The organism is Candidatus Baltobacteraceae bacterium (assembly GCA_036489885.1).
Taxonomy (GTDB): Bacteria; Vulcanimicrobiota; Vulcanimicrobiia; order Vulcanimicrobiales; family Vulcanimicrobiaceae; genus JAFAMS01.
In genome coordinates, this window is record DASXEW010000003.1 from 661,526 (window position 1) to 687,830 (window position 26,305).

23 protein-coding genes are annotated in these 26,305 nt (G+C 61.4%); 22 read left to right on the forward strand and 1 reads right to left on the reverse strand.

Annotation, left to right across the window (positions count from 1 at the left end):
• Positions 1 to 45: 45 nt before the first annotated feature.
• The 22 genes from VGG22_09165 to VGG22_09270 all read left to right on the forward strand — a co-directional run bounded on the left by VGG22_09165 (position 46) and on the right by VGG22_09270 (position 25,696).
• Entirely contained in the window at positions 46 to 5,265 is a 5,220-nt protein-coding gene (locus VGG22_09165) for a translocation/assembly module TamB domain-containing protein (protein HEY1728528.1), read from the forward strand.
• A gap of 11 nt (positions 5,266 to 5,276) precedes the next feature.
• Positions 5,277 to 7,586: a POTRA domain-containing protein gene (locus VGG22_09170; GenBank protein HEY1728529.1), complete on the forward strand. Its 2,310-nt coding sequence runs from the start codon at positions 5,277 to 5,279 to the stop codon at positions 7,584 to 7,586.
• 8 nt (positions 7,587 to 7,594) lie between these two features.
• Positions 7,595 to 8,401: an OmpH family outer membrane protein gene (locus VGG22_09175; GenBank protein ID HEY1728530.1), complete on the forward strand. Its 807-nt coding sequence runs from the start codon at positions 7,595 to 7,597 to the stop codon at positions 8,399 to 8,401.
• Positions 8,402 to 8,446: 45 nt separating this feature from the next.
• On the forward strand, positions 8,447 to 9,691 hold the full coding sequence (locus VGG22_09180) for a hypothetical protein (GenBank protein ID HEY1728531.1): 1,245 nt from the start codon (positions 8,447 to 8,449) through the stop codon (positions 9,689 to 9,691).
• The gene (locus VGG22_09185) at positions 9,684 to 10,103 is read left to right on the forward strand and encodes an OmpH family outer membrane protein (protein ID HEY1728532.1); all 420 of its coding nucleotides are present in this window, start codon (positions 9,684 to 9,686) and stop codon (positions 10,101 to 10,103) included. The genes VGG22_09180 and VGG22_09185 overlap by 8 nt, the downstream gene beginning before the upstream one ends.
• Complete coding sequence (gene lpxD / locus VGG22_09190) at positions 10,100 to 11,155, forward strand: UDP-3-O-(3-hydroxymyristoyl)glucosamine N-acyltransferase (GenBank protein HEY1728533.1); 1,056 nt, start codon at positions 10,100 to 10,102, stop codon at positions 11,153 to 11,155. The genes VGG22_09185 and lpxD overlap by 4 nt, the downstream gene beginning before the upstream one ends.
• Positions 11,152 to 12,036: a UDP-3-O-acyl-N-acetylglucosamine deacetylase gene (lpxC, locus tag VGG22_09195; protein HEY1728534.1), complete on the forward strand. Its 885-nt coding sequence runs from the start codon at positions 11,152 to 11,154 to the stop codon at positions 12,034 to 12,036. Before lpxD ends, lpxC begins: the two co-directional genes overlap by 4 nt.
• 113 nt (positions 12,037 to 12,149) lie before the next feature.
• Positions 12,150 to 12,623, forward strand: coding sequence for a 3-hydroxyacyl-ACP dehydratase FabZ (fabZ, locus tag VGG22_09200; protein ID HEY1728535.1), 474 nt, complete (start codon positions 12,150 to 12,152; stop codon positions 12,621 to 12,623).
• Positions 12,620 to 13,429, forward strand: coding sequence for an acyl-ACP--UDP-N-acetylglucosamine O-acyltransferase (lpxA, locus tag VGG22_09205; GenBank protein ID HEY1728536.1), 810 nt, complete (start codon positions 12,620 to 12,622; stop codon positions 13,427 to 13,429). Before fabZ ends, lpxA begins: the two co-directional genes overlap by 4 nt.
• A gap of 8 nt (positions 13,430 to 13,437) precedes the next feature.
• A complete protein-coding gene (locus VGG22_09210; GenBank protein HEY1728537.1) occupies positions 13,438 to 14,556 on the forward strand; it encodes a hypothetical protein in 1,119 nt (372 codons plus the stop codon).
• Positions 14,556 to 15,278, forward strand: coding sequence for a metallophosphoesterase (locus VGG22_09215; protein HEY1728538.1), 723 nt, complete (start codon positions 14,556 to 14,558; stop codon positions 15,276 to 15,278). Before VGG22_09210 ends, VGG22_09215 begins: the two co-directional genes overlap by 1 nt.
• 19 nt (positions 15,279 to 15,297) lie before the next feature.
• Positions 15,298 to 16,347 carry a hypothetical protein gene (locus VGG22_09220; protein HEY1728539.1) on the forward strand — a complete coding sequence of 350 codons (1,050 nt, stop codon included), beginning with the start codon at positions 15,298 to 15,300 and terminating at the stop codon, positions 16,345 to 16,347.
• Entirely contained in the window at positions 16,344 to 17,531 is a 1,188-nt protein-coding gene (locus VGG22_09225) for an O-antigen ligase family protein (GenBank protein ID HEY1728540.1), read from the forward strand. Before VGG22_09220 ends, VGG22_09225 begins: the two co-directional genes overlap by 4 nt.
• On the forward strand, positions 17,518 to 18,147 hold the full coding sequence (lptC, locus tag VGG22_09230; GenBank protein HEY1728541.1) for an LPS export ABC transporter periplasmic protein LptC: 630 nt from the start codon (positions 17,518 to 17,520) through the stop codon (positions 18,145 to 18,147). Before VGG22_09225 ends, lptC begins: the two co-directional genes overlap by 14 nt.
• A 50-nt stretch (positions 18,148 to 18,197) precedes the next feature.
• Entirely contained in the window at positions 18,198 to 19,295 is a 1,098-nt protein-coding gene (locus VGG22_09235) for an LptF/LptG family permease (GenBank protein HEY1728542.1), read from the forward strand.
• Positions 19,296 to 19,331: 36 nt separating this feature from the next.
• On the forward strand, positions 19,332 to 20,282 hold the full coding sequence (locus VGG22_09240; GenBank protein HEY1728543.1) for a DUF3084 domain-containing protein: 951 nt from the start codon (positions 19,332 to 19,334) through the stop codon (positions 20,280 to 20,282).
• Positions 20,279 to 20,680: a hypothetical protein gene (locus tag VGG22_09245; protein HEY1728544.1), complete on the forward strand. Its 402-nt coding sequence runs from the start codon at positions 20,279 to 20,281 to the stop codon at positions 20,678 to 20,680. The genes VGG22_09240 and VGG22_09245 overlap by 4 nt, the downstream gene beginning before the upstream one ends.
• 77 nt (positions 20,681 to 20,757) lie before the next feature.
• Entirely contained in the window at positions 20,758 to 23,472 is a 2,715-nt protein-coding gene (locus tag VGG22_09250; GenBank protein ID HEY1728545.1) for an S-layer homology domain-containing protein, read from the forward strand.
• An 83-nt stretch (positions 23,473 to 23,555) separates the two neighbouring features.
• Positions 23,556 to 24,515, forward strand: coding sequence for a glycosyltransferase family 1 protein (locus VGG22_09255; GenBank protein HEY1728546.1), 960 nt, complete (start codon positions 23,556 to 23,558; stop codon positions 24,513 to 24,515).
• A 12-nt stretch (positions 24,516 to 24,527) separates the two neighbouring features.
• The gene (locus VGG22_09260) at positions 24,528 to 24,773 is read left to right on the forward strand and encodes a hypothetical protein (protein ID HEY1728547.1); all 246 of its coding nucleotides are present in this window, start codon (positions 24,528 to 24,530) and stop codon (positions 24,771 to 24,773) included.
• 36 nt (positions 24,774 to 24,809) lie between these two features.
• On the forward strand, positions 24,810 to 25,073 hold the full coding sequence (locus VGG22_09265) for a hypothetical protein (GenBank protein HEY1728548.1): 264 nt from the start codon (positions 24,810 to 24,812) through the stop codon (positions 25,071 to 25,073).
• Positions 25,058 to 25,696: an MOSC domain-containing protein gene (locus tag VGG22_09270; GenBank protein ID HEY1728549.1), complete on the forward strand. Its 639-nt coding sequence runs from the start codon at positions 25,058 to 25,060 to the stop codon at positions 25,694 to 25,696. The genes VGG22_09265 and VGG22_09270 overlap by 16 nt, the downstream gene beginning before the upstream one ends.
• 3 nt (positions 25,697 to 25,699) lie before the next feature.
• On the opposite strand, the gene recR is transcribed toward VGG22_09270, so the two are convergent.
• The gene (gene recR / locus VGG22_09275) at positions 25,700 to 26,305 is read right to left on the reverse strand and encodes a recombination mediator RecR (GenBank protein HEY1728550.1); all 606 of its coding nucleotides are present in this window, start codon (positions 26,303 to 26,305) and stop codon (positions 25,700 to 25,702) included.

Below are 26,305 nucleotides of genomic sequence, written 5' to 3' on the forward strand. Positions count from 1 at the left end.
AGGGCTTTCAAAGTCTTTCGGGGCTCGCTGCTGAAGAGCAGCAGCATGCGCAACCGCTGGCGCAAAGCCGCAATATGGGTGGCGGCGATCGTGCTACTCGCGACTACTGGCTGGTTTGCACGTTTCACATTGCTGCGCGCCGCGCTCGAAGGCGGCGTGGCGCTCGCGACTGGTTACCATTTGCGGATCGGAAGCTTACATGCTGCCGGCGGTCACCTCATCTTGCACGACGTGCATCTCTCGCGCCGCAGCGATCGTGTTCTGGACGTCGACCTCGTCGACGTCGGTTATGTTCTTCGTGATCTCTTGCCCGGAGGCAAACGCCGTTATGGTCTGACCGGCGTTGCCTTGCAACGGCCACGCCTCTACGTCATTCGCAGGACGGATGGCTCGTTCAACATCTCGCTCCCTCACTCGCAGACGCAACCCGGTGGTCCCGCAGTGCCGCTCATCATGCTGGCGCGTGCAACAAACGGAAGCATCGATATGATCGACGACAACAACCTCGATCCGTCGGCGCACCATCTACAAGTGCAGAACATTAATTTTTGGGCGCGCGTCGATTCCGGCGCACTGACGCGCTATCGCGTCGACGGAGCGCTCGCAGTCGAAGGTCATACTTACCCCGTGCACGCTCAAGCGACGATCGACGTCGACCGCGGCTATGCGATGCAGCGCGTGCGCGCGGCGGACATCCCGATTCGCGGCCTCGGAAACTTCTTGATCAACTCCGGCGTCGCGTTGATTCAACGCGGCGATCTCCGCAATCTCGACCTTCGCGTCTATGCGCTCAACGTGCGCCCGAACGTTCCGTTCGCGTACCATCTCGCCGGTGGCGCGCGTCTGACCGGTATCGGCGTGAAGCTCGACGTGCTGACGCAGACCGTGGAGGATCTGCATGGTGGGCTGTTGTTCGACGACGACACGATCGTCTCACCGAAGATGACCGGACGCATCGGTGCAACGCCGCTCGTGCTCGCAGGCGGAATGTATGATTTCTCGGTGCCGAAATTCCGATTGGCGGTGCTCACGCACGAAGACCTGCGCATCTTGCACCGCGACTTCAACTTCTTGCGCACCGAGCCGCTCTCGGGCCAACTCGCCGCCGCGTGCATGCTCGAGGGTGAGATCGGCGATCCGTTGATTCTCGCCGACGCAACGGCCAAGCAGGTCTACTACAAAGCGATCCCCGTGCGCAATTTTCGCGCGACGATCGCCTATCACCGCGGGATGGTTTTCGCGGGGAACGTGCGCGCACGTGTGGGTGATGTTCAAACGCGTGTCGCCGGGCGTTTTCTTGTCGGAGGGAAAGACGTCGATTCCGAGCTGGCGCTGAGCGCCGATGCACCGCCCGGCCGCATGCCGTATCTCGATCGCATCGCGCCGCGGGCGCGTACCCACGTCACGATCACCGGCGCGGGACTCAACCTGCTTCTCGATACGCACGCGGTTTTGAACGCAACCGGCCCAGGTGAAAACGTCAGCGGTACCTTTTCGCTCAACCCGCAAGGCGTGGGAGAGCTGTCGGCCTTTCACGTGCGGCAGGCCCAAGGCGGCGTCGACGGTGCGTTCATGATGGACCGCGAGCACGGCTCGAGCGCGCTATGGTTGAACGCAGCCGGTCTGCGCATCTACCCGGCAATTCCGGCGGCCGCGCTCGAAGGGGTCGAGCTGCCGGGCTTTCCGCCGATCACCGGACTCTTCGACGGACAAGTTGCGGGCGTCGATGTTAATGGACACGTGATCTTGATCGGCAAAGGCCTTGCGATGCACGCGAACTTTCAAGGCGTTCCAATTGCACGAGCGCGCGCCGAGTTCGGCGGACCGATCGATCGTCTCGCGCTCGGAGGCATCGACGCGTACGGTGAGTTCGGACATTTCGTCGGACGCGGTGCATTGCGGTCACCGGGATTCGCGTTTGCGGGTAATTTAGACGGAACGCTTCAGGGAATGCAGCGCTGGACCGGTAATCTCGGCGCCTTCGGCGGCGTGCACGGACCGGTCGCGGTGTTGTCGGATGGAACCAACACGCTGGTTCAGACGCCGGGCGTGGGATTGCAAAACGGCCGCATTCATGGCGTGCCGATGCAGCGCATTGAAGGAACGTTTGCGGTCAAACCGTCCGGTATCGTCGTGTACGCCGCTGCCGCCGACGTCGCCGGCGGGCGGGCCGTCGCGCGCGGAAACAGCCGCGACGGCATTGCGCTCGCCACCGCAGGCCTCAGCGCAAGTAACTTACGCTCCGCGGGCTTGCCGGTATCGCGCGGCGTGATCATCGGGACGGGCGAGTTGAAGTTGACGGGGCCGCACGAGGACACTCTAGCGTTTGACGGGAGCCTTGCACTCGACGATGGACGCGTGCTCGGACGCCGCATCAACGGCAGCGCCAACATTGCGCTTTTCGACAACTCACTCGCCATCACTTCAGGTTCGGTCGCGCTCGCGCACGCGCTGACATTCGTCGACGGTCGCATCAGCGATCTTGGATCGCTTCCGCACTACGACGTGCATGCGAACTTGGGTTACGCAGATCTCGGCACGCTTGCACACGAGTTCCGGTTCCCCGTTCCCTATCTGCAGGGTTTCGCCACGGGCGACGTTCAGCTGCGCGGCTCGGGCAACTCGCCGACGGTGAGCGGTGCTATGCAGATCCCGATCGGCTCGCTCAACGGCCTCGCGTTTGAAGACATGCGCGCGCTCGTCGACGTTCGAGGCGACGCGATCAAAGCCGACGGCAAGGTGAGAGTCGGTTCGACGCGAGCGAACTTCGGCGTCTTTTCCGGAAGCGGTCTTGGCGCACGCATCGATTCCGACGATGCCGATCTCGCGGACTTCAACGATTTCTTTCCACGCGCGGGCACATTCTCCGGACGCGGCAGCGTGCACGCGCATTTCGCGCGCAATAAAGATATCGTAGCCAGCGACGGCAACGTCGATCTTCGTGACTTTCATTATCTCGCGTTTCCGTTCGGCGATACAAAAGCAACCTGGAGCGGCGTCAACGGGGACATCGCGGGGAACGTGCACGTCGCCGGCCTCGGCGGCTCGCTGGACGCCGGCGGCAGTATCGTCGTGCCGAAGGCAACCAAGCTCGCGAATATTGCAAGCGCAACGAGCGTCGACATCCACGGGACGGCGCGCAACATCGACTTGGACGTTTGGCTTCCCGCGGCCGGTTACACGCCGCCGGTCTTCGGCCACGTGAATGCATCCGGCGCGATACGCGGACGCTACCCGGCGCTCGCGCTCGATCTCGACGGCGAGATGGACGATGCGCGCATCGGTCGCGTGCCGATCGATCGAATCCGCATCTCTGCCGCCGCGCAAGGCGGCCCCGGTCAGGCGATGCGCACGGAGATTCGCTCGGCAGACATTTCACTAGCGGGCATCGAGTTGCACGGTAAAGGTTCGATCGGATTTCGTTCGCAGGATCCGCTCTCGCTCGACCTGGATGCGCACGCCGCGAGCTTAGGCGATGTGATCGCCCGATTGACCGGTAAACCGTATGACTTGGACGGTGTCGGCGACGTTCACGTCGCGCTGCGCGGAACACCGGCAAATCCGAACGCGCAGGCTACGTTGACGATCGCTCCGCTTCGCATTTCGCGCTTGCAGATTCCGAGTATCAGCGGCACGGCAGTGATCGACCGTGAGCGGGTTTCGCTGCGCGACACGACCGTGAATCTGCCGTCCGGTAAGATCTCGCTTAGTGGCGGCGCGCCGCTGATTGCCGGACCAAACGGGATCCCGCCGACGCTTCCGCTGTCCTTCGATCTCGCATTTGACGGCATCGGGATGGATCAATTCGCGATCCTCGGCCCGCCGCGCACAAAGCTCGAGGGCGTCCTGGACGGCGACGTTAAGGTACGGGGCACCGTCAGTGCGCCGCGCCTCTCGGGCGCCATGCAGCTGAGCGGCGGCGGCTACAGCGGACCGATTGAGACGATGCCGATCAAAGGCGTCGACGCCGCGCTGGCCTTCAATGAAACGTCGGCGACGCTCTCACGCTTCGTAGCCTCGATCGGCGGCGGGACCCTGAGCGGCACCGGGTCTCTCGAGCTGCCGAGCGTGAGCGGCCCGCCCCACTATTCGGTGTCCTTCATCGCGAACGCCATCCGCATGGCTTTCCCGCGGTACGGATCGTTCCGTGCTGACGGATCCGTCGCGCTCGAGAGAGGTCCGACCCATGGCGGAGCGCTGACCGGCGACGTGCGGATTTCGGACGCCTCGATCCCTCTGAACGACTTTTTGCGCGCCGGTGCCGCGGCTCCCGCGAACGGGGCATTCACGCTGATCAGCCCCACCGCGAAGCCCGCCGCCGCCAGTCCTCAGTCCATCCTGGCGGCTCTCTCGGTCCCGGACTGGCTGGGCGATCTTGGCCTGAATCTGCGACTCGAGGCCGGCGACCACGTGCGAATCCGCTCGCCGATCCTTGATATCGGGGGCAAGGGCGCGGTGCAGATCGCCGGGCGCCTCGGCGATCCGACCATGGCCGGCGAGCTCGACGCGACGCCCGGAGGCTCGCTCTTCCTGAACCGGGCCTTCAAGTTGCAGGAGGCATCCGTCCGTTTCTCGCCCACAAACGGTATTGCGCCCGCTCTCTACGCGCGGGCAACGACGCAGATACAGCCGGTCGGCGGCTTTCAACCGATCGACGTTACCGTTACCGCGCAGGGTTTGATTCCGGACATCAAACTCTCGTACGCCTCGAATCCGCCCTACGACGAGGGCACAATCGTCGGATTGCTCTTCAATGCAACCGCACTCGGCGCATCAGTAGGATCGCTCAATGCATTTGCGCCGACGACAAATATTCTCTTGCCGCCAAACGCATTTGAACAAACACCCGGCGGAACGTTCGCGCTCTCTCAGGAAGCTTCAACCTTGATCAACGCACAATTCACTGCGCGCCTGCTGGCGCCGATCGAACAGGGCCTCGGCTCCGCGTTCGGCCTCTCTGATCTTTCCATTAACGTCGCACCGACGGGAAGCGTCGGCGTTCAGGCGCGTCGTCTGCTCGGGAACAATATTTCGGCGCTTTACGGCACGTCATTGCAGTATCCGTATCGCATGACATTCGGATTAGAATCGCGCCCGACACCTGAGACGTCGGTGGTGTTCACCGCTTTCTCGCAGCAGGGACTATATGCGTTCGGCGAGGTAAAGCCGGACTCGTATCTTAGCGCAAACCCTCTGCTAGGATCGGCCGCAGACGTTGGGGGGACATACGGCTTCACCGTGAATATCCAGCGTCGTTCCCACTGAAATGATCCGTATTGATTGATCGTATAGTGCGCGTGCACGCGCTTCGCGTCATCTTCTCCTTGGTCGCTTTGGTCGCGATGCTCGCGCCGGCGACTGTCGTCGTTGACGCGCAAACGCCGAACGCTCCCAAGGTCGTAGCGGTCTCCGTGACCGGAAACGTGCACGTCCCCACGGATCGCATTCTTTCGGTCGTCAAGACCAAAGTCGGAGAACCGTTCGACGAGCGTACCGTGCAAGAAGATCTTGCAAATATTTTTGCGCTCGGTTATTTCACGGATCAAGTTCCGCCGGTGATTCAACAACGTCCCGACGGCATCGCAATCACGTTCCGCGTCATTGAGAATCCCGTCGTGACGAAAGTTCTCTTTGACGGAAACGCGCACGTGCCGGCCGACACCTTGCTGGCGTTGATGGACACTGCCGTCGGACAAGTCTTCAACAGCAACACTTTCCATCAAGACGTCTTGAAGATCAATTCGTATTACAACAAGATCGGGTACGGCGGCCAGCTCGCGACGCACGTGCCGGATCTTTCGATCACGCCGGCCGGCATCCTGACGCTGAAGATTCAAGAAGGTCTCATCGTTCGCAACGTCATCATCGTCGAACCGCCGAACGCCGATCCGCTCTTGAAGCCGAGCATCATTTTACCGGTACTCTCGGTGAAGCGCGGGCAACCGTATTCGGAAGACTTGCGCGACAAAGACTTCGCGAGCCTGAAGAGCTTGTACGAGAAGTTCGATCTCCAGATCGGCGATTTGGAAGCGGGCATCGATCCATCGACGGTCGACACGAAGGCGGGCACGGCGGACGTCCGTTACAGCATCTCGGTCGCGCGCGTCGGTGCAATCGAGATCACCGGAAATACGAAGACGCATGACGACGTCGTTCGCCGCGAGCTGCGCATGCATGTCGGCGACGTCATCACGCAGTCCGCGCTCAAGCGCGACTACCAGCGCTTGAACAACTTGGGCTTTTTCGAGAAGGTCGATTTTGCGGCCAAGCCCGGTCCCGATCCGAAGAAGCCCGCATACATCACGGTCGATTGGAACGTCAAGGAACAGCGCACCGGCACGGCCACGGTCGGCGCGGGTTATTCCGGCGGCCTGACCGGTACCGGTTTGACCGGCAACGTTTCGTATTCTGAAAACAACATCAACGGAACGGGCGACGGCGCCAGCATCCGTGTCGAGAAAGGTGCGCGTTACGGCGACGCGCAGCTCTCGTTCTCGATTCCGTATTTCGGTAAGACCGAAAAATCGCAGCGTTACTCGGTTGGCGGCACCATCTTCACGAACGCGCAGACCAACTACTACCCGGTCTATTCGATTCCGAACGGCTCGGGCTCGAACGTCATCGGCAGCGGCGGTGGCGGCTCGTTGATCGGCGGCGGCGGCATTCTGGGCGCAATTCCGGTGACGCTCGTCCCGCTGGATGCGAACAATCCGGCGTTCGTCAACGGTGTCGTCTCGACGTACAAGGCTGCATCTGCGGGCGTGACGTTCAACGTAGGGCGCCGCTTCTCGGACTACTTCCGTGTTAGCGGCGGACTCAACATCGAGCAGGTCAGCTCGAGCGTCACCGTGCCTGCACCGTATTTCTTCTCGAACGGCACATCGACGTTTGCTCCCGGCATAACGACGCCGATCAACGAGCTGTTCGGCGGCTCGGTTTCCGGTTCGGAAGCGCTCGGCGTCAACGCGCCGTCGATTGCCAATCTTAGCTCGACCAAGCCCTACAATCTGCGCAGCGTCGTACTCGGCATGAGTGAAGATACGCGCGATGACGTGTTCAATCCGCGAACCGGAGTCAACGCGTCGTTCAGCGAGGAGGTGAGCGCCTCGATCTTCACGTCGCAGTTCAACTACACGAAGACGACGCTCGATGTCGCGAAGTTCCTCCCGGTGTTCAGCAATTGGACGTTCGGTCTGCACGGCGTCTTCGGCGGGAGCACGGGTGCGATACCCCCGAACGGCCTCTACACGTTCTCCGACCAGCAACTGCGCGGGTACAATACGGTCTTCTACGGGACCGATGAGGCCTTGTTTCAAGCCGAGCTACGCATCCCGGTCAGCAAGGACCGCAAGTTCACGATCGCCCTCTTCACCGACGACGGCGGCGTGTTGATCCGCGGAGCTCAGCCGATATACAACGCCTTCGGAACCCTGATCGTGGACCCGGGTCGCTTCACGTTCTATCCGGATGCCGGTGTCGGGTTGCGCTTTGACGTCCCACAGCTTGGGCTGCGGACGCTCCGCCTCGACTTTGCCCGCGGCAACCAGGGCTTCCACACTGCTTTTGGAATCGGACAGAGCTTTTGAGAATACGAATGCCTCGAGCCTACAAGCTCGCCCTCGCCGTCCTCCTTGCCGTTGTGACGTTCGGTGCGCCAGCGGTGCTGGCTGCCGACGTCAACGACATCGGTTTTCTCGACCAAGGCGCGCTTGCGAACTTGCAGTCATTCCAAAATGCCAACAAGCAGATGGCGTCATTTCGCGCCAATCTGCAAAAGCAATTCGTGGGCCGCGCGCGCAAGGCGCGCTCGCAACAAGATCAGGCAAACCTCGCAAATGAATTCCAAAGCCGGCTGGCCGACGAGCAGAAGCGCTTGTTCGGACCGCTCTTCGCGGCCGCGCAAACGGCTGTCGCATCGGTCGCATCGAGCAAAGGCCTCTCCGTCGTCGTCGACAAGCGCATCATGATCATCGGCGGGCAAGATATCACCAAGAACGTGATGGATCTCCTGAGCAGCCCGGGTGCGCCGGTGCCGCCGGTTAGCACGCCGCCGCCCTCAACCGTCGGATGGGTCGATCAAACGCAGATCGATCAGCTCGATCAGTTCAAGAACGCGCAACAGCAGTTCCTCAAATTCGGTCAGGACGAGCGCGGAAGCATTCAAGACAAGCTCAAAGGCGTGAAAACCGACGCCGACCGCAACAAGATCTACGCCGACTATCAAAAAGCGATCGACGATGAACGCGCCAAGATTGTAACGCCGCTCGTCGATCAGACGCGAGCTGCCATCGAGCAGGTCGCCAAGAAGAAAGGTTTGCTGCTCGTCATCGATCGCAGCAATCTGATCTTCGGAGGGACCGACGTCACCTCTGACGTCCTCGCCGTCCTCAAAAAGAGCTAACCTGCCCTGAGGGAACGCTTCGCGCCCATCGCGCTCGTCCTCGTATTGCTCGCCGGATGCACGAAGCCGGGGCAGCAAACGGCGGCGCCTGCCGGCGGCGGAGGCAAAGTCGGCTACGTCGACATCGATGCGCTCGTGCACGTGCATCCGCTGTATACGCAACTGGCGCAAACCGAACGCAGCATCGATGCGCTCAATCTTCGTTCGCTCGGCCCCGGCGTCGGCTCGACGGGCTCGAGCTTGGCTTCGGAAGATGCAGAGCTCAACAAAGAGCTGACCGACGCGAGCAACCGCACGCGCGATATTCTGAATCAAAAGCAGACCGAGTACCAGCGTGAAGAAAATGCGGCGATCTCTGCTGCGCTTGCAGCCGGCGGGCACGCGGCCGCTTCGAGCAATGTCGGCGCCAACGTCAATGCGACGACCGGAAAGCAAGTTGGCAGCATCAACGCCGAGATGAACCGTGACGTCAACGCGTACCGCCGCACGCTCTCCTCGCAAGAAGTGCAACAAGAAAAAGATTACACGCGCGCCGTCTCGGATCGTGTCAATCGCCAACTCCAAGCCAAGGCCAACGAGCTACAAAATAAGGAAGCGAATTTAGAGCTGCAGCTTCAAACCAAAGACGCGCCGCAGCGTCTCGACCTTCGCACGCGGCTTGCGAATCTCGCACTCGATCAATCCTCACGCGAACAAGTCAAAGCGCAGATCGATGCGCTCGACAAAGGCGAATCCGATCAAGTCGCCGCGATGCGCAATCGCGACCAGCAAACCCTCGCCCAGCTCCGCTCGCAGCTGCACACCGAAGCGCAAAACGACGTCAATACCGGCATCTCAAAGATCCGGTCGCAGAGTGGCGCAAAGCAAGGCTCGACGGCCGGGGGAAGCACGGGAGCCGTACCGGGCGGCGTTGTCGCCTCGACGCATTTGCCCCCCGATCTCAAAGCCAAGATCGACGCGCTGCACAAAGAATATCAGGAACGCTACATGCTCGACGCCAAAGCGACCATTGCCCAGTTCACGAAGACGCGCGACGACCTCCAGAAGCGCTACAACGAGATTCACGCCCTCGATTCGGGAGCCAACTCGAGCCTGAGCAAGGAGCTAGCCGCGTTGCGCGCGCAACACGATCAGCTGTACTCGGAGATCGTCGAACAGATCGAACGTGAAGTTCGGATCGTGGCCCAGACCGAGGGCGTCTCGACCGTTGTCTCCGATGTGCTCGGAAATGGTTCCGGCGTCGATCTGACGCAAGCCGCGAAGAAAGAGATCGAAAGCCTGCATGAATAGGCGTTGCATAAAACATGGGATAGCGCTCGCGATCGTCGCCCTGACGCTCTACGGTTGCGGCATTGGAAAGCCGAAGAGCGACATCGGCATCATCGACTTGACGCGTATCATGGCGAACTGGCCGAAGTTCGAGAATTACAACAACCAGATTCAGGCTGACGCCTTCGCGATTGAACAATCCAAAGAACCGGAATCCCAAAAAGCCAGGCAGCGTGCCGAGCTGCAGCAGCGCTTTGCGCAGTATCAAACGGAGATCACCGGAAATATTCGCGACGCCGCACAAACGGTTGCGACGCAAAAGAACTACAAGATGATCTTCACGCGACAGGGCGTCGGTTACGGCGGCGTCGACATCACTGCCGACGTCGAGAAAGTGTTGAACATTACAGAGAAGGCGACGCCGAAGCCGTGAGCTCGAGCGAACCCGACGTCGCTGCGCGCGATCTAGGGACGCTCGGAGAGATTGCGACGCGGCTAGGCGGACGCGTCATTGGCGACGCGAACCTGCGGGTTCTAGGCGTGGCTGCAATCGATGAAGCTCACGCGGGCCTTCTGACGTTCGCGACCGATGCGCGCTACCTGCGTATCGCGTTTAAATCAAAAGCCGGTGCAGTCTTGACGGAGTCGCGCGTGCTCGACGAGCTCGGCGAAGAACCGCGCAAGCCCGTGATCGTCGTTGGATCAACGCGCGAGGCGCTCGCCGCTTTGCTGCGCGCATATTCACCGCCGCGTCCACCCGGAACGCATATCGATCCGACTGCGGTCATCGATCCGTCTGCAACGCTGGGACCCGATGCGATTGTCGGTCCGCACGCTGTCGTGGGCGCGCGTTCGAAGATCGGCGCACGCGCGATGTTGGGTGCAGGCTCCGTCGTCGGCGCGGATGCGCGTATCGGTGAGGATGCGGTCCTGGCGCCGCACGCTGCATTCCTGGATCGCTGCGTTGCCGGCGATCGTATGATGCTGCACTCGGGTGCCGTCGTCGGTAGCGATGGCTTTGGTTACGTCTTCGGCGATGAGGGCTGGGTGAAAATTCCTCAAGTCGGAACGGTCGTGCTCGGCAACGACGTCGAAATCGGCGCCAACAGCTGTGTCGATCGTGCGCAAACCGGTGCAACGCGAATCGGTGACGGCACGAAGATCGACAATCTCGTGCAGATTGGTCACAATTGCCGCATCGGGCGTGCGGTCGCAATCGCGGGCCACACGGGCGTTGCCGGTTCAACGGTCATCGGCGACGGGACGCGCGTCGGCGGCATGTCCGCGTTTCGCGGACATATTACGGTCGGCTCACGCGTGACGATCGCGGGTCATTCGATGGTATGGGGCGACATACCGGACGGGGCGTTCATCAGCGGCGATCCTGCGCAGAACCATCGTGACGAGCTGCGGTGGCAGGCCAGTCTGCGCAAGGTACCAAAGCTGATCGAGCGAGTGGACGCATTGGAGCGAAAGCCTTCGTGAACGCGCGCGCTTCGAGCGGACAACGGTCGGGCCTGCAGCGCACGTTGCGCGAGCCGCTGCGTTTCTCAGGCGTCGGGCTGCACACCGGGAACGACGCACGCGCTACGATCGAGCCGGCGGAACCGGACACGGGTCTCGTGTTCGTGCTCGAAGGGGGCGTGACGATTCCGGCGCTGGCAGAATACGTCGTGGACACGAGCCGCGCCACTGTTTTGGGTCGCGACAGTGCACGCGTCTCGACGGTCGAGCACTTGCTTTCCGCGCTGCGCGGCATGGGGATCGACAACGCGCGCATCGAGGTTACCGGCGGTGAAGTCCCCGCGATGGAAGGCAGCGCGAAAACGTTTGCGGATGCCATACACGCAGCGGGCACGTTCACGTCTGATGTTTCGCGCCGAACGTTCCGTCCGGATCGCGCGATGGGCTTTCGCGACGACGACAAGACGGTTGCTATCATTCCATCGATCGCGTGGCGTATAAAGTTTACGGTCGTGTATCCGGCGCCGATCGGTACGCAGTATTTCGAAGCCGAGATCACGCCGGAACTGTATCGCGAACAGATCGCTCCGGCGCGCACGTTCGGGTATCTTCACGAGGTCGAAGCCTTGCTAGCGCGCGGACTCGCGCGCGGCGGCTCGCTCGACAACGCAATCGTCTTCGCTCCGGACGGACCGATGCAACCGTTGCAGTGGCCGGATGAACCCGTGCGTCACAAAGTCCTCGACATGATCGGCGATTTTGCGTTACTCGGAATGTATCCGCAGTGCGAAGTCGTTGCGCTCAAGAGCGGCCACAAACTCCACGCCGCCGTCATGGCAGAATTACGCACCTCGTCAAAGGTCGGCGATCACATTGTCGAGTCGGGACAGAACCGACAATGATGTTACGAGCCCCCGCGGGGGATGCAGATGTTTCGAAATACTGACGGGCTCGACGGTTGGGGGCCCCATGCAAAGCATGGGGGGCGCGGAGCTTGGAGCGAAGCGCCTTAAGAATGCGAGAGCTTAATATCCGTGAGATCATGGAGATACTGCCGCATCGATACCCGATGGTGCTCATCGATCGCATTCTCGAGCTCGAGCCGCTCAAGCGCGCCGTAGGCTATAAGAATCTCACGATGAACGAAGAGTTCTTTCAAGGACATTTTCCCGGGAATCCGGTCATGCCGGGCGTGCTGATGATCGAAGCGATGGCGCAGCTCGGTGGGACCATGATTCTAGCGGCCGGCGATTTTTCGCATCTCACGCCCTATCTGACGGGAATCGACAAACTGAAATTCCGGCGCCCCGTCATTCCCGGCGATCGCTTGATGATGACCGTCAATATGCTGCGTGCGAAGCGCAACATGGGGTGGGTCGAAGCCGAGGCTCGTATAGAAGATACCCTCGTGTGCAGCGGCGAGCTGATGTTTTCGATCGTCGCGGGCGCAGGAGGCTTTGCGCTGGACGCTTCGATTTTGCATTTATGAAACGACTGCTCGACGCCACCTCGCGAACGCGGCCGCTCTCGATCCATCCAACTTCGATCGTCCATCCGGGCGCGCAGGTCGCAGAAGACGCGGAGATCGGTCCCTATTGCCTGATCGGCGAGCATGTCGTGATCGGTGCACGTAGCAAGCTGCTCTCGCATGTCGTCGTCAACGGGCACACGACGATCGGCGAAGACACGACGTTCTATCCGTTCTGTACCGTCGGGCTTCCGTCGCAAGACCGCAAAGCCAGCGAAGAGCTTGCCTATACGACGATTGGGAATCGCACGACGATCCGCGAATACGTCTCGATTCATCGCGCAACCGGTGAGGGAGAGGTCACGAGCGTCGGCGATGACTGCTTGCTGCTTGCGTACGTGCACATCGCCCACAACTGCCGCGTCGGCAACGGTGTGACGATGTCGAACCTGGCGCAGCTCGCCGGACATGTTATCGTCGAAGACAACGCGAGCTTCGGCGGCGTTTCCGGGGCGCATCAATTCATTCGGGTGGGGCGCTACGCGTTCGTCGGCGGGCTCACTAAGCTCACGCGGGACGTTCCGCCGTTCTTTCTCGTCGAAGGAAACCCGGCGCGCGTGTACGGCCTGAATTCGGTCGGTCTACGGCGGGCCGGTTTTTCGGCCGAAGAGCTTTCCGAGCTCAAAGAGTGCTACAAGATCATGTATCACTCGGACAAGAACACGTCGCAGGCTTTGGCTGCGCTCAAGGACGTCGTGAAGACCGACGCGGGCCGGCACCTCGTCTCATTCGTCGAAGCCGAGTCGGCGCGCGGTATCCTGAAGTAGACGCGCGCATGCGCGTCTTCTTTTCGACCGGCGAGCCGTCCGGCGAATATCACGCGGTCGAGCTTGCGAGTGCGATGCGCCGCCAATTCGAAGCTGGGATTGAGTGCGAAGGAATTGGTTCGCAGCGAATGCGCGAAGCCGGATTCAACGTCCGCGTCGATACGCGCGGTTGGGCCTCACTTGGCTGGGTCGAAGCGCTTGCAAAGATCCCGCCCCTGCTTGCGATCATGCTAACGACCGCGTTACGGTTGCGGCTGCATCCGCCGGATCTGATCGTGCTCGTCGATTTTGGTGCATTCAATCTTCGTCTGGCGCGGCAGCTGCGCCGAACCGGATATCACGGCCCAATCGTCTATTACATTCCACCCGGCGCGTGGCTCGATCGTAAGAAAGCGGCCTACATGGTCGCGAAAGCGACGACGCCGTTGACCGTGTTCACGCACCAGCGCGATTTTTATGCCGGGCTCGGACTGCACGCGAACTTCTTCGGTCATCCGCTCGTCTCGTTGATCCCGCAGCGCGCGCCGCGTCCTGCACCAGCGCACGACGCCGGAACCGTCGCGATCTTGCCGGGAAGCCGGCGCGCGGAGATCGAGCGGCACATGGGTCCGCTGCTCGATGCCGCGCGCGGACTCGCAATCGAACGGCGGCACTTGGAGTTCGTGATCGGCGCCGCAAATGCCGAGGCGCATGCCTTGATCGAAGAACACATCGCGCAGTCGCCGGGTATCAAGCTTCGTGTCGTCGACGGTGCGCGAACTGCGCTCGCGGAATCCGACGCCGCCTGGATAGCATCGGGCACCGCGGTGTTGGAAGCGGCACTGTTGGGCGTTCCGTCCGTCCTGTTCTACGTGACCTCGGATACGCAGGCGCGCATGGCGCGCCGAATGTACGCGAAGATGGGCGGAAAGTGGATCGGTCTTCCTAATCTGGTGCTGCAGCGCGGCGTCATTCCGGAACTGTGGCAAGAAAACGTCACCGCCTCCGCGCTCGTCGAGGAGCTGCGTAAGATTCTGCTCGATCCGTCGCAGCAGCTCGCACAGCTGGCTGGATTGCACGCCGCACTCGGACCCGCTGATGCGCTCGACCAGATCGCAGCCTTCGTGCTGGCGCAGGTGCGGACGTAGTGCGCATCTATCATACGTCGGATCTGCACGACCATCGCGGGATCGCGCCGAAGGTTCGTGCTCTTCGCGAACGGGAGCCCGGCCTATACGTCGACTGCGGCGATTCGCTGCGCGGAAGTCAAACAATGTTCTTTCCGCGCGAACCGATCATCGCCGAGCTGGATGCAGCAGGCTGCGATCTGCAAGCTATGGGAAATCGTGAGTTCAACTACGCTTTCGCGGCGGTTCGTGCGCGTGTCGCGCAAATGCATCATCCTCTCGTTTGCTCGAATCTCATCGATATGAAAGGCCGTGCACTTCCGTTCGCGCGCGATTATGCGCTGGCGGTGGACGGCTGGCGCGTCCGATTCTGCGCGCTGCTCGTCCCGCAGTATCCGGTCGGAAGCGGTTGGGAGCGCCTCTTTGGCTGGCGCTTTCTCAGCCCCCACGAAGTCGTAGAAGCTGCGGCCAAGATGATTCCGAACGACGAGCTGTTCGTGGTGATGTCGCATCTTGGGTTACCCGCCGATCGCGCGCTTGCGCAGCGCGTTCCGCGCATCGACTTGTTGCTGGGTGGTCACAGTCACGACACCTTGCGGGAGGCCGAATACGTGGGGAACGTTCCGATCGTCCACGCCGGACCCTACGGAAAGTTTATCTCGCGCAGCACCTTGACGCGCGATGCCTCGACCGGGCGTGGGCGCTTGGAGAGCTTTGCGTTGCTGCCGCTCCTGGAGCAATGACGTGGCGAACCGGCGCGTCTTGTTCGTCACCAACGGCCACGGCGAGATTGCAATTGCTGCGCGTATCGCGGCGGACGTCCATCGTGCGGACGGCGTTGCGACCGAGCATCTTGCGCTCGTCGGCGCGGACTTTGCCGAAAGTGATTTGGTGCCGGTCGGACCGCGGCGCAGCATGCCCAGCGGTGGACTCGTCGCGATGGGCAACGTCGGCGCATTCGCACGGGACGTCGTCGCCGGATTCATTCCCTTTTGGTTGGAAGGCATGCGCTTCTTGCAGCGCGCGCACGGCCGCTACGACAAAGTCGTCGCCGTCGGCGACGTCTACTGTTTATGGATGGCCCTACACGCGCGGACGCCGACGCTCTTCGTCGGGACGGCGAAAAGCGCGTACGTTGCACCGTACGGCCGCGGCGAATGCCGCATCATGCGTCGCGCCACGCGTGTTTTCGTGCGTGATGCCGCTACGCAACGCGTCGTACAAGCCTGCGGCGTCACGGCCGAAGCGCCTGGAAACGTGATTACCGATCTGGCCCAAACTACGGAGCGCTTTCCATGGGCCGGCGACGTGCGCATCGTGGTTCTTCCCGGCAGCCGTACGAGCGCGTATGCTAACGCCGCAATCATCGGGAACGCGTTACGCGAGGTTGCCGCGCAGCGGCGAATTGATGTTGCGATCTCGATTGCACCCGGTATCGATCAAGCGCGCTTGCTCTTAGAACTCGGTGTCGAGGCGCGCGCCTGGATGGGCAACCTAGGTGCGCTATTCGCCGGTGCGACGCTCGCAATCGGGCAAGCCGGGACGGCGAATGAAGCCGCGGCGGCCGCCGGCATCCCCGTCGTAGCGCTCGCCGACTCCGCGCGCAAAGAAGATTGGTATCGCATGCGTCAGCGCAAGCTGCTGGACGGCGCGCTCGCAATCGTTCCGTCGGTTCCAAGGTTGGCGGCGCGCGAGATTTTGGCGCTCATCGACGATCCGGCGCGCCGAGCGGAGATGTCGTCGACCGGCCGCGAGCGCATGGGTGATCCCGGCGGCGCCGCGGCAATCGCGCGGGCCATTCTGCGCGCATGAAGGCCGCACTTGCAATGGTTATCGCAGCGCCTTTCGTTACGTGGTTGATCACCTCGCTTGCGGCGCATCCAACGCTCGTCACGCTCGTTCCATTTTCAATCGAGCGCATCGGCGCTGCGATCTTCGTCCTCGTCGCAGGCTATCTCGCGCTCGGCGAGATCGTAAAGCGGCGCCCGCTCTCACCTTCATACCGTGGTGGCCTCATCTTTGCCATCGCCGCAATCGCGGCTTCAGCCGTCGGGTTCGTCCCGCTTTCCGGAGTTGCGGCCGGCGTTTTTCTGGGTGCGATTTGCCTTGCGGGTAGCGCGATTTACCGCTATGTGCGCGAAGGCGCATGGACACCGATGCTTGCCGCGTGGTTGTGGACGGGTTCGGTGTTGTGCGCGCTCGCGCTCGTCGCGCTCGTGCTGCGCATACCCGCTGGTCTCTACGCGTTCACGCACGGACGGGCAGTCGGCATCTTTGAGAATCCAAACGAGCTTGCACTCTACGCGCTCGGCGTTTGTACGATTGCGGCCGCGGCGTTGCTCGCGCGCTACCGTGCGCGCCGGCTTGCAATCGTGGCCTTCGTTCTCGGCTTCCTCGCGCTGATCGCGACCGGCTCGCGTTCGGGCGAGGCCGCCTTCGCGATCGGCGTCGTTGCGCTTGCGATCATGCTGCGCGGGCGCCGGAGGGAATTGCAGCTTGCCGCGCTCGTCGTGGTCGTTGCGCTTGGGATTGGTCTCAGTTTGGCGTTCGATAGCCGCCACAATCCGGGCGAGAACGACACACGACTCGCAGCCTGGAGTGCCGGCGTGCGAACCGTCGCGCTCTTTCCGCTGACGGGCGTCGGCATCGGCGCATTCTACTGCGTCTACCCGTTCGTGCGTAGTCCGGACGCGCCGGGTCCGACCGATCCGATTGCGTTCGACCCGCACAACTTCTATCTCAGCGTCGCAGCCGAAACGGGATTGGTGGGTCTCGGAGCGTTCATCTGGACGATCGTGGCATTCGTGCGTGAATCGCGCGAGGTTCTGGCGCTTGCTTCGGAAGACGGACGAAGGTTCGGTATCGTCACGCTCGCAGGATTGCTCGCGATTGCCTGCCACCTTGTGTTCAATGGGTTTGTGCTGGCGATCGTTCTATGGGTGGTCATGGCTGCCTTGATGCTCGGGATCGCACGGTCGGAATATGGCCGCGCCTAAGCTCGCACGCGTGGCGTGCGCGGGCCTGATCTGCGCGTTCGTCACAGCCTGCGCTCCCAAACCGCCGCCCCAGACGGCATCCTCGCCTTCGGTCGGACCCTCACCCTCGCCGACGAGTGTAACGACGCCCGCGCCCACGGCCTCACCGACACCCCTTGCAAGCGTCAGCAACGACGAGCCGGTACGCGCGATCAGCCGTGGAACCTCGCGCGAACCCGCGCGCTACATCGTGCGCAATCCGCACGGTCAAGTAATGTACGACGTGCGCTCCTCGACGGTGGTCTACGACCGGGCGAGCGACGGGACCGCCGTCGCAACGTTCACGACGCCGCACGTCACGTTTGCGTCGCCCGACGGCCGCGTCGTGATCGCGGACTCGCCGAAGGCCGTCGCCCACGACAGGGATAAAAGCGTTGTAATGACCGGTGGCGTCCACGCCAAGACCAGCGACAGCAAGGTCCTGACGTGCACGACGCTTACCTACGACGAGCTGCACGCGCAGATTCTGTGCGTCGGAAACGTCGTCTTGACCGATACGAAGACCAACCAAAGTGCGACAGGGGAGACGCTGCAAACCGATCCGGGGTTCGAGCACGTCACGCTGTCGGGAAGCTGATGATCGCTAGAACAATCACGAGAGAAAGAGTTCGCGTCGACGCATTGCGCATGACCACCCTCGATCGTTATATGATCGCGGAGCTGGCCGGCCCGTTCGCATTCGGTTTCTCCGCGTTTATGTTGATCTTCGTAGCGACCAACTTGCTCGCGCTCAGCCGCTTGATTACGGAAGAGCACGCGCAGCTGTTGGCGGTCATCGAGTATTTCCTCTGGGGCCTGCCGCAGGTCATTCCTTACGTCGTTCCCATGGCAGTGCTTTTGGGTGTGTTGCTCGCGATGCAGCGTCTCTCGGGCGAGAGCGAGATCACGGCCATGAAAGCCGGCGGTCTGTCGCTCGAGCGGATTGCGGTACCGCTGCTGTTGGTCGGCTTCGTGCTATCGGTCTTCACGTTTTTCATCGAGCAGACGTTCGTTCCGTTTGCGAACGATCGCGCGACCGAGATCCTTCAGGTAACAATTCGGCATGCGCCGGCTCTGGGGACCAATCTCACCGTCTACACGCCGCTTCCCGGCGGCGGACGGCAGCTGACGGCCGCGACAGGGTATGACGCGTCGACTCAGTCGTTGCTCAACGTGACCGTTATTCAGTACGATAAGAGCGGTGCGCCGCAAACCATCATCTTCGGCGACCGGGCGACCGCGCAGACGAGTACTTCATGGACCTTCGACGGCGCGCGTACGTACCGGTTCGATACCGACGGTTCCACTCTAGAAAGCACGCAGCGTACGTTGATTATCGACATCGGAGAGGGTCCGACGAGCTTGCTCAAGCGCGCCAAGGGAGCGCCGCAAGAGATGAGCCGCAGCGAGATCGCACAAGTGATCCGCACCGGACAATTGACGTCAACCCAGCTCGGACAGTATGTGGCTGAATATCAATCGCAGCTCGCACGTCCGTTCGCGTGCTTGGTCTTCGCACTTCTCGCCGTTCCGTTTGGGATTCGACGCGTGCGGGGCGGGGGAACGAGCGTCGGATTCGGTCTCGCGGTTGCGATCGTCTTCATCTATTACGTGGTGATGACGATCTCGAATTCGCTGGGGACGTTCAACGACTTCATGGCGTTTATCATGGCGTGGTTCCCGAACGTACTCTTCTTCGCGATCGGCATGGTGCTCTTACGCCGCGCGTCCTATGGAGCCGGGTGATGCGCTCCAACTTTCTTAGGGCGGAGCGCCTTTAAATTGGAGATTTTTAGAGGCGCCGTAACGGTCATCATCATCATGATCGTCGCCGGCTTGATCGCGTACATCGGCGATCGTGTTGGGCATCAGGTCGGGCGGCGGCGGCTTACGATGTTCGGTTTGCGGCCGCGCTACACGTCGACGATCGTCGCGGTCGGAACCGGAATGTTGATCGCGCTCGGTGTCACCGGCATTGCAATCGGCTTCTCGCATCAAGTGCAAGACGCGTTCTTCCGCATCGATTCACTGACCACGCGCATTCAGCAACTGCAGGCGCAATCCGATGCGCTCGAAAACAAAACGCGCAACGGCGAGCTCGTCATTCCCAAAGATACGCCGCTGCAATACCGTTATCTGGTGCTGCACCCCAGCGAAACGCCGGCCTTTCAGCTCAAAGAGATGAGCGCATACTTCGACGACACCGTTAGCGTCGCGAATCAAGTCTTCACACAGAACCCGTACAATCTGCGTCCCCTTCCGTTTCGCTCGAGCGATCGCGAAGTTGCGAACAAGCTGCGCCAGCAGCTCGATGATTCGGCGATTCAACGCAATCTGCGAACCGGCAACTCGATCTTGGTGCTGGCCGTCTTCCCCGAAAATCTCTATCGCGGCGACCGCATCAGCTTTGAATTCGTCACCTGGCAAGACCGTTTTATCTTCGCGAAAGATCAGATCGTCGCGGCGCTCGACTATTTGGGCGGCAACGTCCCGGATCTCGGCCGTCTGATCACGCTCGGTCAGCTCAAGGCCATCCAGCTCGGAATGCCCGGGCCGTTCACGCAATTTCCGCAGATCGTGCCGGCCGGCAGCGTTCAAAAGGCCGAGACGGCGGTGCTCCATGGTAACGGAGTCTACCGCGTGACGCTGCTCGCAGCTCGCGAATCCTACGCCCACGACGGAACCGCCGGAATGGCTTTTCATTTGGCCGTCGCCAAAGTGGGAGCAAGGTGATTTTAGGGATCGATCCCGGAACGCGAAAGTGCGGCTACGCCGTCCTGACCAAATCGGGTGAACCGCCAGCGATAATTGGGATCGTCGAAACAGGCTCGCTTGCCGGGACGGTGAGCGACCTACTGCGGCAATATCCTATCCAGGTGATAGCCCTCGGCAGCGGGACGCACGCGGCCCTCGTCGCGGCCCAGCTTGCGCGCTGCGGCGTCCCGGTGCACGTCGTCAACGAATACGAAACCACGCTGCGTGCGCGAGCACGCTATTTCGACGATCATCCGCCGCGCGGTTGGAAGAGATGGATTCCTCGCGGGATGCTGCTCCCGCCGAGGCCGATCGACGATTACGCCGCACTGCTGATCGCCGAGCGATTCGTGGCGGCAGCAACACCGGCGGGCTGAAGCTTGCCCTGCCCCGCAGAGGGCAGGATACCCGTCTTTGCGACGAATACGAGCAGCCTGTCGCTCGTGGGGTTCTCATGAATCGTCTCGGTGCTCTGATCCTCGCGGCGGGCTTCGCTATCAGCGCGCTCGCACTCGATGCTCAGAGCGGGGCTGCTACTCCGTTTTCGGACGTCCCCGCGAACCATTGGGCATATCAAGCGATTCAGAGTCTGGCCGCCGACGGACTCATCGAGGGTTATCCGGACGGCCGCTTGCGTGGCGATCGTCCGCTGACGCGTTACGAGATGGCCGTTTTGATCGCGCGCGTTATCGCCAAAGTGCAGACCATGACGCCGACCGGGTACGCGACGCGCGCCGATCTCGACAAGCTGCAAAAGCTGATCGATGCGTTCAAGGACGAGCTCGACGCGCTCGGCGTGCGCGTCACCAACCTCGAAGACTCGCTCGAAGCGCTCGACAAGCGCACGCGTTTTGCACAGTCGCTCGAATTTCACGGCTTCATGCAGCCGGACGTCACGCTGCGACAGCGAGAAACGCTTCCGCAAACCGTCTCCGGCGGCAATGCGGGTACCGGTATCTTCAATGCGTTCGTCTCGACCGATTTCACGAACGCCGTGTACACGCAGCAAGAAACGCTGGATCAATTCCGCTACGACGACAAGTTCACGTTCGTCTATCACGTCACCGACAATCTGACCGTCTCGATTCCGCTCCGTATCACGACGTACGACGCCGGCGGAAGTGAGTTCACGGGGACGCTCGGCAGCAGCGGCAGCTCCTACTCGGGCAACGGAACGGAAATCGGTGTCGATCCGGGCGTTGATATCACGATTGCGCGAACCGGAAATATCTCGAACCTATGGATCAAGTACGGAATTCAAGACGACATCAAATCATCGCGTACGGGTCTGACGTATAAAGCACCTGACGTCTCGGACCAATACACGTTTGGTGAAGGTCCGCAAGATTACGAGCACGGCTTCAGCATTTCGGGGACGCTGAACGGGCTAACCGATTTCCAAGGCTACTTCACGCGCGAAGACGACTTGATGCTGACGACGCAGTCGACGTATCCGGAAGGCTACAACCTTACGGGCGGCGGCAACAACTACCTGACGCTCGTCGTTCCGAATCAGACCGGCTACAGCCAAAACGGTTATCCCGGTCCCGGCGGCACGGCGACGCAGACACTCACCTTCGGCGCGGGCTCGGCTCCGCTCTCAATGGTCTACCTCGGGACAAAGGCGCTGATCGGAACGGTCTTCGTTTCCAGCTACAACGGCACGCTCTACAATAGCTCGGGACAAATTATCGGCGGCGGCGCGAATCCGGCGCCGGCATTCGTGTACGATGACGCGCTGAACGCGGTGACGTTTACGAACCCGCTGCCCGCGGGCTCGACCGTATCGATCACGTTCGTGGGATTGACCTCGCAGAACTACACGCTTCCGCAGCGCTTCCACGTCGGCGGCCGCGTCAACCAGAAGATCAAAGGACTCCCGGGAGCGGAAATCGGCGCGTCGTTCAGCCGGATCTTCGACGTCAACGATCTGCAATGTTCGTCGAATAGCGGGGTACCGACGCTGTGTCTCGCGCAAACGGCTGCGCCCGGTTGGGGATTCGGCCTCGTGAGCGATACGGTCTTCGGCGTCGATGCGCAGCTTCCGATCCCAATCGATCTCGCCGGACCCGGAACGCAACCCGTGCTGTTCGGTGAAGTTTCGAATAGCAAATATTCGCCCAGCTATCAGACCGTCGCGCCGGTTAGCGACAACGCCTATGTGGCCGGCGCGAATTTCACGCTGGGCAAGGCCAGCGCCACGATTCAATATCAATCGATCGGTTCGAATTACGTGGCCGGCGCGCCGTTCCGCTACTACGGAAGCCCGCCACCCACATTCGCGTATTGGAAGATGCCGTACTTCCCGGCGTTCTACGGTTTCGCGAACACAGTCGTGGCCAACAAGCAATTCCTTTCGCAGTTCGCAAATTCGGCCGTACCTGCGCCGTTTTCCGTCTACGGCCCTGGCTCGAGCGCGACGCTCAATTACGATACGCCGATGTTCAATCCGTTCATCGCAAGCGGTCCGCAGTGGTTCTCGAGCTTTACGCCCAACACGCAAGGCGTCACCGGAAATATCAGCATTCCGTTTCGTGTCGGTAACCTTCCGGTAACCGGACGTATCGCCGGCGCGCATCTCAGCGAGCTGACCCCGAACTCGGTCGCCGCAATGCAATACGGCTCCTCGTATCAATCGAACGTGAAGGAAAACTTCGATCGTCTTGAGGCCGCCGTAAATCTGAGCATTCCGGCTTTCGGCAAGCGTGTGGCGGTCGGCGGAAGTTTGGGTTGGGATCGTTTGTATCGCAACGACCAAACGCTCTTTCAGTACTATCCGTTCAATCCGACGACCGGCGGCAACGATCCGGGCTCAGTCGCGGCCGCAACGACGCTGAATCCGGCTTTGGGCAGTACGGCGAACTGGACGCCAAATTACATCAACGTGAATCACCTTACGACGAACGTGAGCGCGGCGATGCCGGTAACGAAAGGCCTGGTCCTTAGCGGTCTTTACAATCAGCAGTCGTTCACGGGCGACTATCAGACGCTCATGCAAAATATCAGCCAGAAGAAGACGTTTTCGCAAGGCGCGCTGACGTACACGATTCCGAATACGCCGAGCACTTTGACGTTCTTCTTCCGCACGATGAAGTACACCGACTTCGTCGTCCCCTCGTACGATACGAACATCAATCGCGAGGACATCATTTACGCGATTCGGTTCTAGGATGATCTCAAGCGCTTAACGTTGCAGTCGATTCCCAGCAGACCGTCGGAACCGCGACGGGCATCGGCGCGTATACGCGCGGCTTGCTCGACGCGTTGCCGGCCGCCGGAATCGACGCTGTGCCGCTGCGCATGCCGAGCTACGATCCGTGGCGCTTCGACCGGCGCGTCATCTGGGATCAGGTATTTTTGCCGCTGCGTGCGATGCAGAGCGGTGCGCAGCTGCTGCACTGCACGAGCGGATCGGTACCGCTGTTCGCGCCGCTTCCGATCGTCGTCACCGTGCACGACGTCGCGTGGCTGCGCGGCATTCAAGCCCACGCACCGCGGTATGCGCGCTGGTATTTCGGCCCGTTCAGTGCCGAGCGCTGGCGGAGTGCGCGCTATATCCTCGTCGATTCCTACTTCACGCGCGACGAGCTCCTGACGTTCGTGCCGCTCGATCCCGCGCGCATCGTGGTCGTGCATCCCGGCGTCGATGCGACGTTCGGGAAGATCGTGCGCCGTCCATCATCCACGCCGAGCGTCCTCTGCGTCGGAACCCTCGAACGCCGCAAGAACGCCGCTATCGTGATCGACGCGCTCGCACGCATTCCAGATGTGCAGCTTATCTGCGCGGGACCCCCGACGCCGTATCAAGCCGAGTGCGAAGCGCTGGCGCAACGGCTGGGGATTGCGAATCGCGTTCGGTTTGCGGGGTACCTCGAACCCGCGGCGCTGCTCGAGCTGTACGCGATGGCGACGCTGGCGGTCGCGCCGTCACGATACGAAGGCTTCGGTTACGCCGCGGCACAGGCGTTGTGCGCCGGCATCCCGCTCATCACCGCACGGTCGTCGTCGCTGATCGAAGTCGTACAAAACGAGTCGCCGCTTCTTTCGCCCGACGAGCCGGCTTCGTGGACCGACGCCATGCGCTCCATTCTCGATGCGCAAGACGCTGCGAACCTGCGCGCGGCCGAGGTGCGTTCGGGCGCGATTGCGCGCTTCGCTTGGCAACGTGCGGCAGCCGAAACCGCCGCCGTTTACCGAAACGCAGTGCGGTGATACCCTGATGGTATGAGCCAGCGAATCACCGGGATTTCCCCCGAGGACTGCGACACCTATGCACGCTCGGTCTTCGAGGCGCAAACCAAACTGTGGGGCGCGCCGTTGATCAACAACCGCGTGTACGCACGTCGTCCGACGATTTTCCGCGCGGTGCGAGGGATGTTCAGCGCGATCGATCAGTCTGGTCTGCTTACGCCGGAACTCCGCGCACTGATCAACCGCCGTGTTGCTTATCTAAATCATTGCGCGTTTTGAACGGATATCAATGCTGCGGTCGGCAGCAAACTCGGCTTGAGCAAAGAGAAGCTGCTCGGGGTGGTTCAGACTTCGATGCCCGACGTGTTCGACGATGACGAACGGCTTTCGCTTGAGTATGCGGATTTGATCACGCTTTCCGATCGCGACGTCGAGGACGCGTTTTTCGAGCGGTTGCGCGCACGCTTCGACGACGATACCATCGTCGAGCTGACCGAAACCATCGCATGGGAAAATGCGTCGAGTAAGTTCAATCGCGCGCTGCGCATTCCGTCGCAAGGCCTATGGAGAGACGATTGAACGAGCTTGGCGAGGTCGCTAACATCTGGACGTATCCGGTCAAGAGCTTGCATCGCGTTGAACACGATCTGATCGAAGTACAGGAAGATGGCCTGGCCGGCGATCGGCGCGCGGCGCTGTACGTCAACTCGGAGCACGCACGCGCCGGGAAGACGTACCGCGGCAAAGAGGACAATCGGCTCCATCTGATCGTAGAGCCGGACGAAGCGCGCAATGCGGCCGAATCACGCGGCGTCGACCTCGAGATTCGTGCCGGAGAGCGGTATTTCGATTCGCGTCCGGTATCGTTGATCTTGGACCGCTGGATAGCCGAAGTCGAAACCGCCCTTGGTAAGAGGCTCGATCCGCTGCGCTGGCGTCCGAATTTCTACGTGCGCAGCCAAGCTGCGCACAGCGAAGATGATCTCGTCGGCAAACGGATTGGCCTGGGGAGCGTCGTGCTGCAGGTGCTCAAGCCGATCGGACGCTGCGTGACGACGACATACGATCAAGTCACCGGTGAAGGCGATCCTGAAGTGCTCGGCTTCGTCGCTCGCGAGCGAGCCAATCAGATGGGAATTTACTGCGACGTCGAGCGAACCGGCGAAGTCCGGCGCGGCGACAGCGTACGCATCATCGGCTGAGCGTTAGCCGAGCGTCCTCCGGCCCTCGACCGCGCGCGCAAGGGTAATCTCGTCGGCGTAATCGAGATCGCCGCCGATCGGCAATCCATACGCAAGTCGCGTGACGTCGGGACCGAGTGGTGAGAGCAGCCGTGAAAGATAGATGGCGGTCGCTTCGCCTTCAGCGTTCGGATTGGTCGCGATTACGACTTCTTTGGGTGACTCGCGGCCGACGCGCTCGACCAGCTGCTTGACGCGCAGCTGCGCCGGACCGATCCCATCCATCGGTGAGATCAGACCGCCGAGCACGTGATACCGGCCTTTATAGACGCCCGTTCGTTCGAGTGCGTACACATCTTTCGCTTCGGCGACGACACACAACAGCGTTGCGTCGCGTTCAGGATCGGCGCAAATCGAACACGGATCGTCTTCCGTGATCGCAAAGCAGTTGGTGCACAAACGCACGCGATCTTTGAGCGCCACGATTGCATCCGCGAGACTTTGTGCGTCGGCACGAGGACGATTGAGCAGATGAAAGACGAGTCGCGCCGCGGTTTTCTGTCCGACCGTCGGCAGTTTGCTGAATTCGTTGATCAGCGCTTGGACGGGTCCCGCGATGCCGTTCTTGAT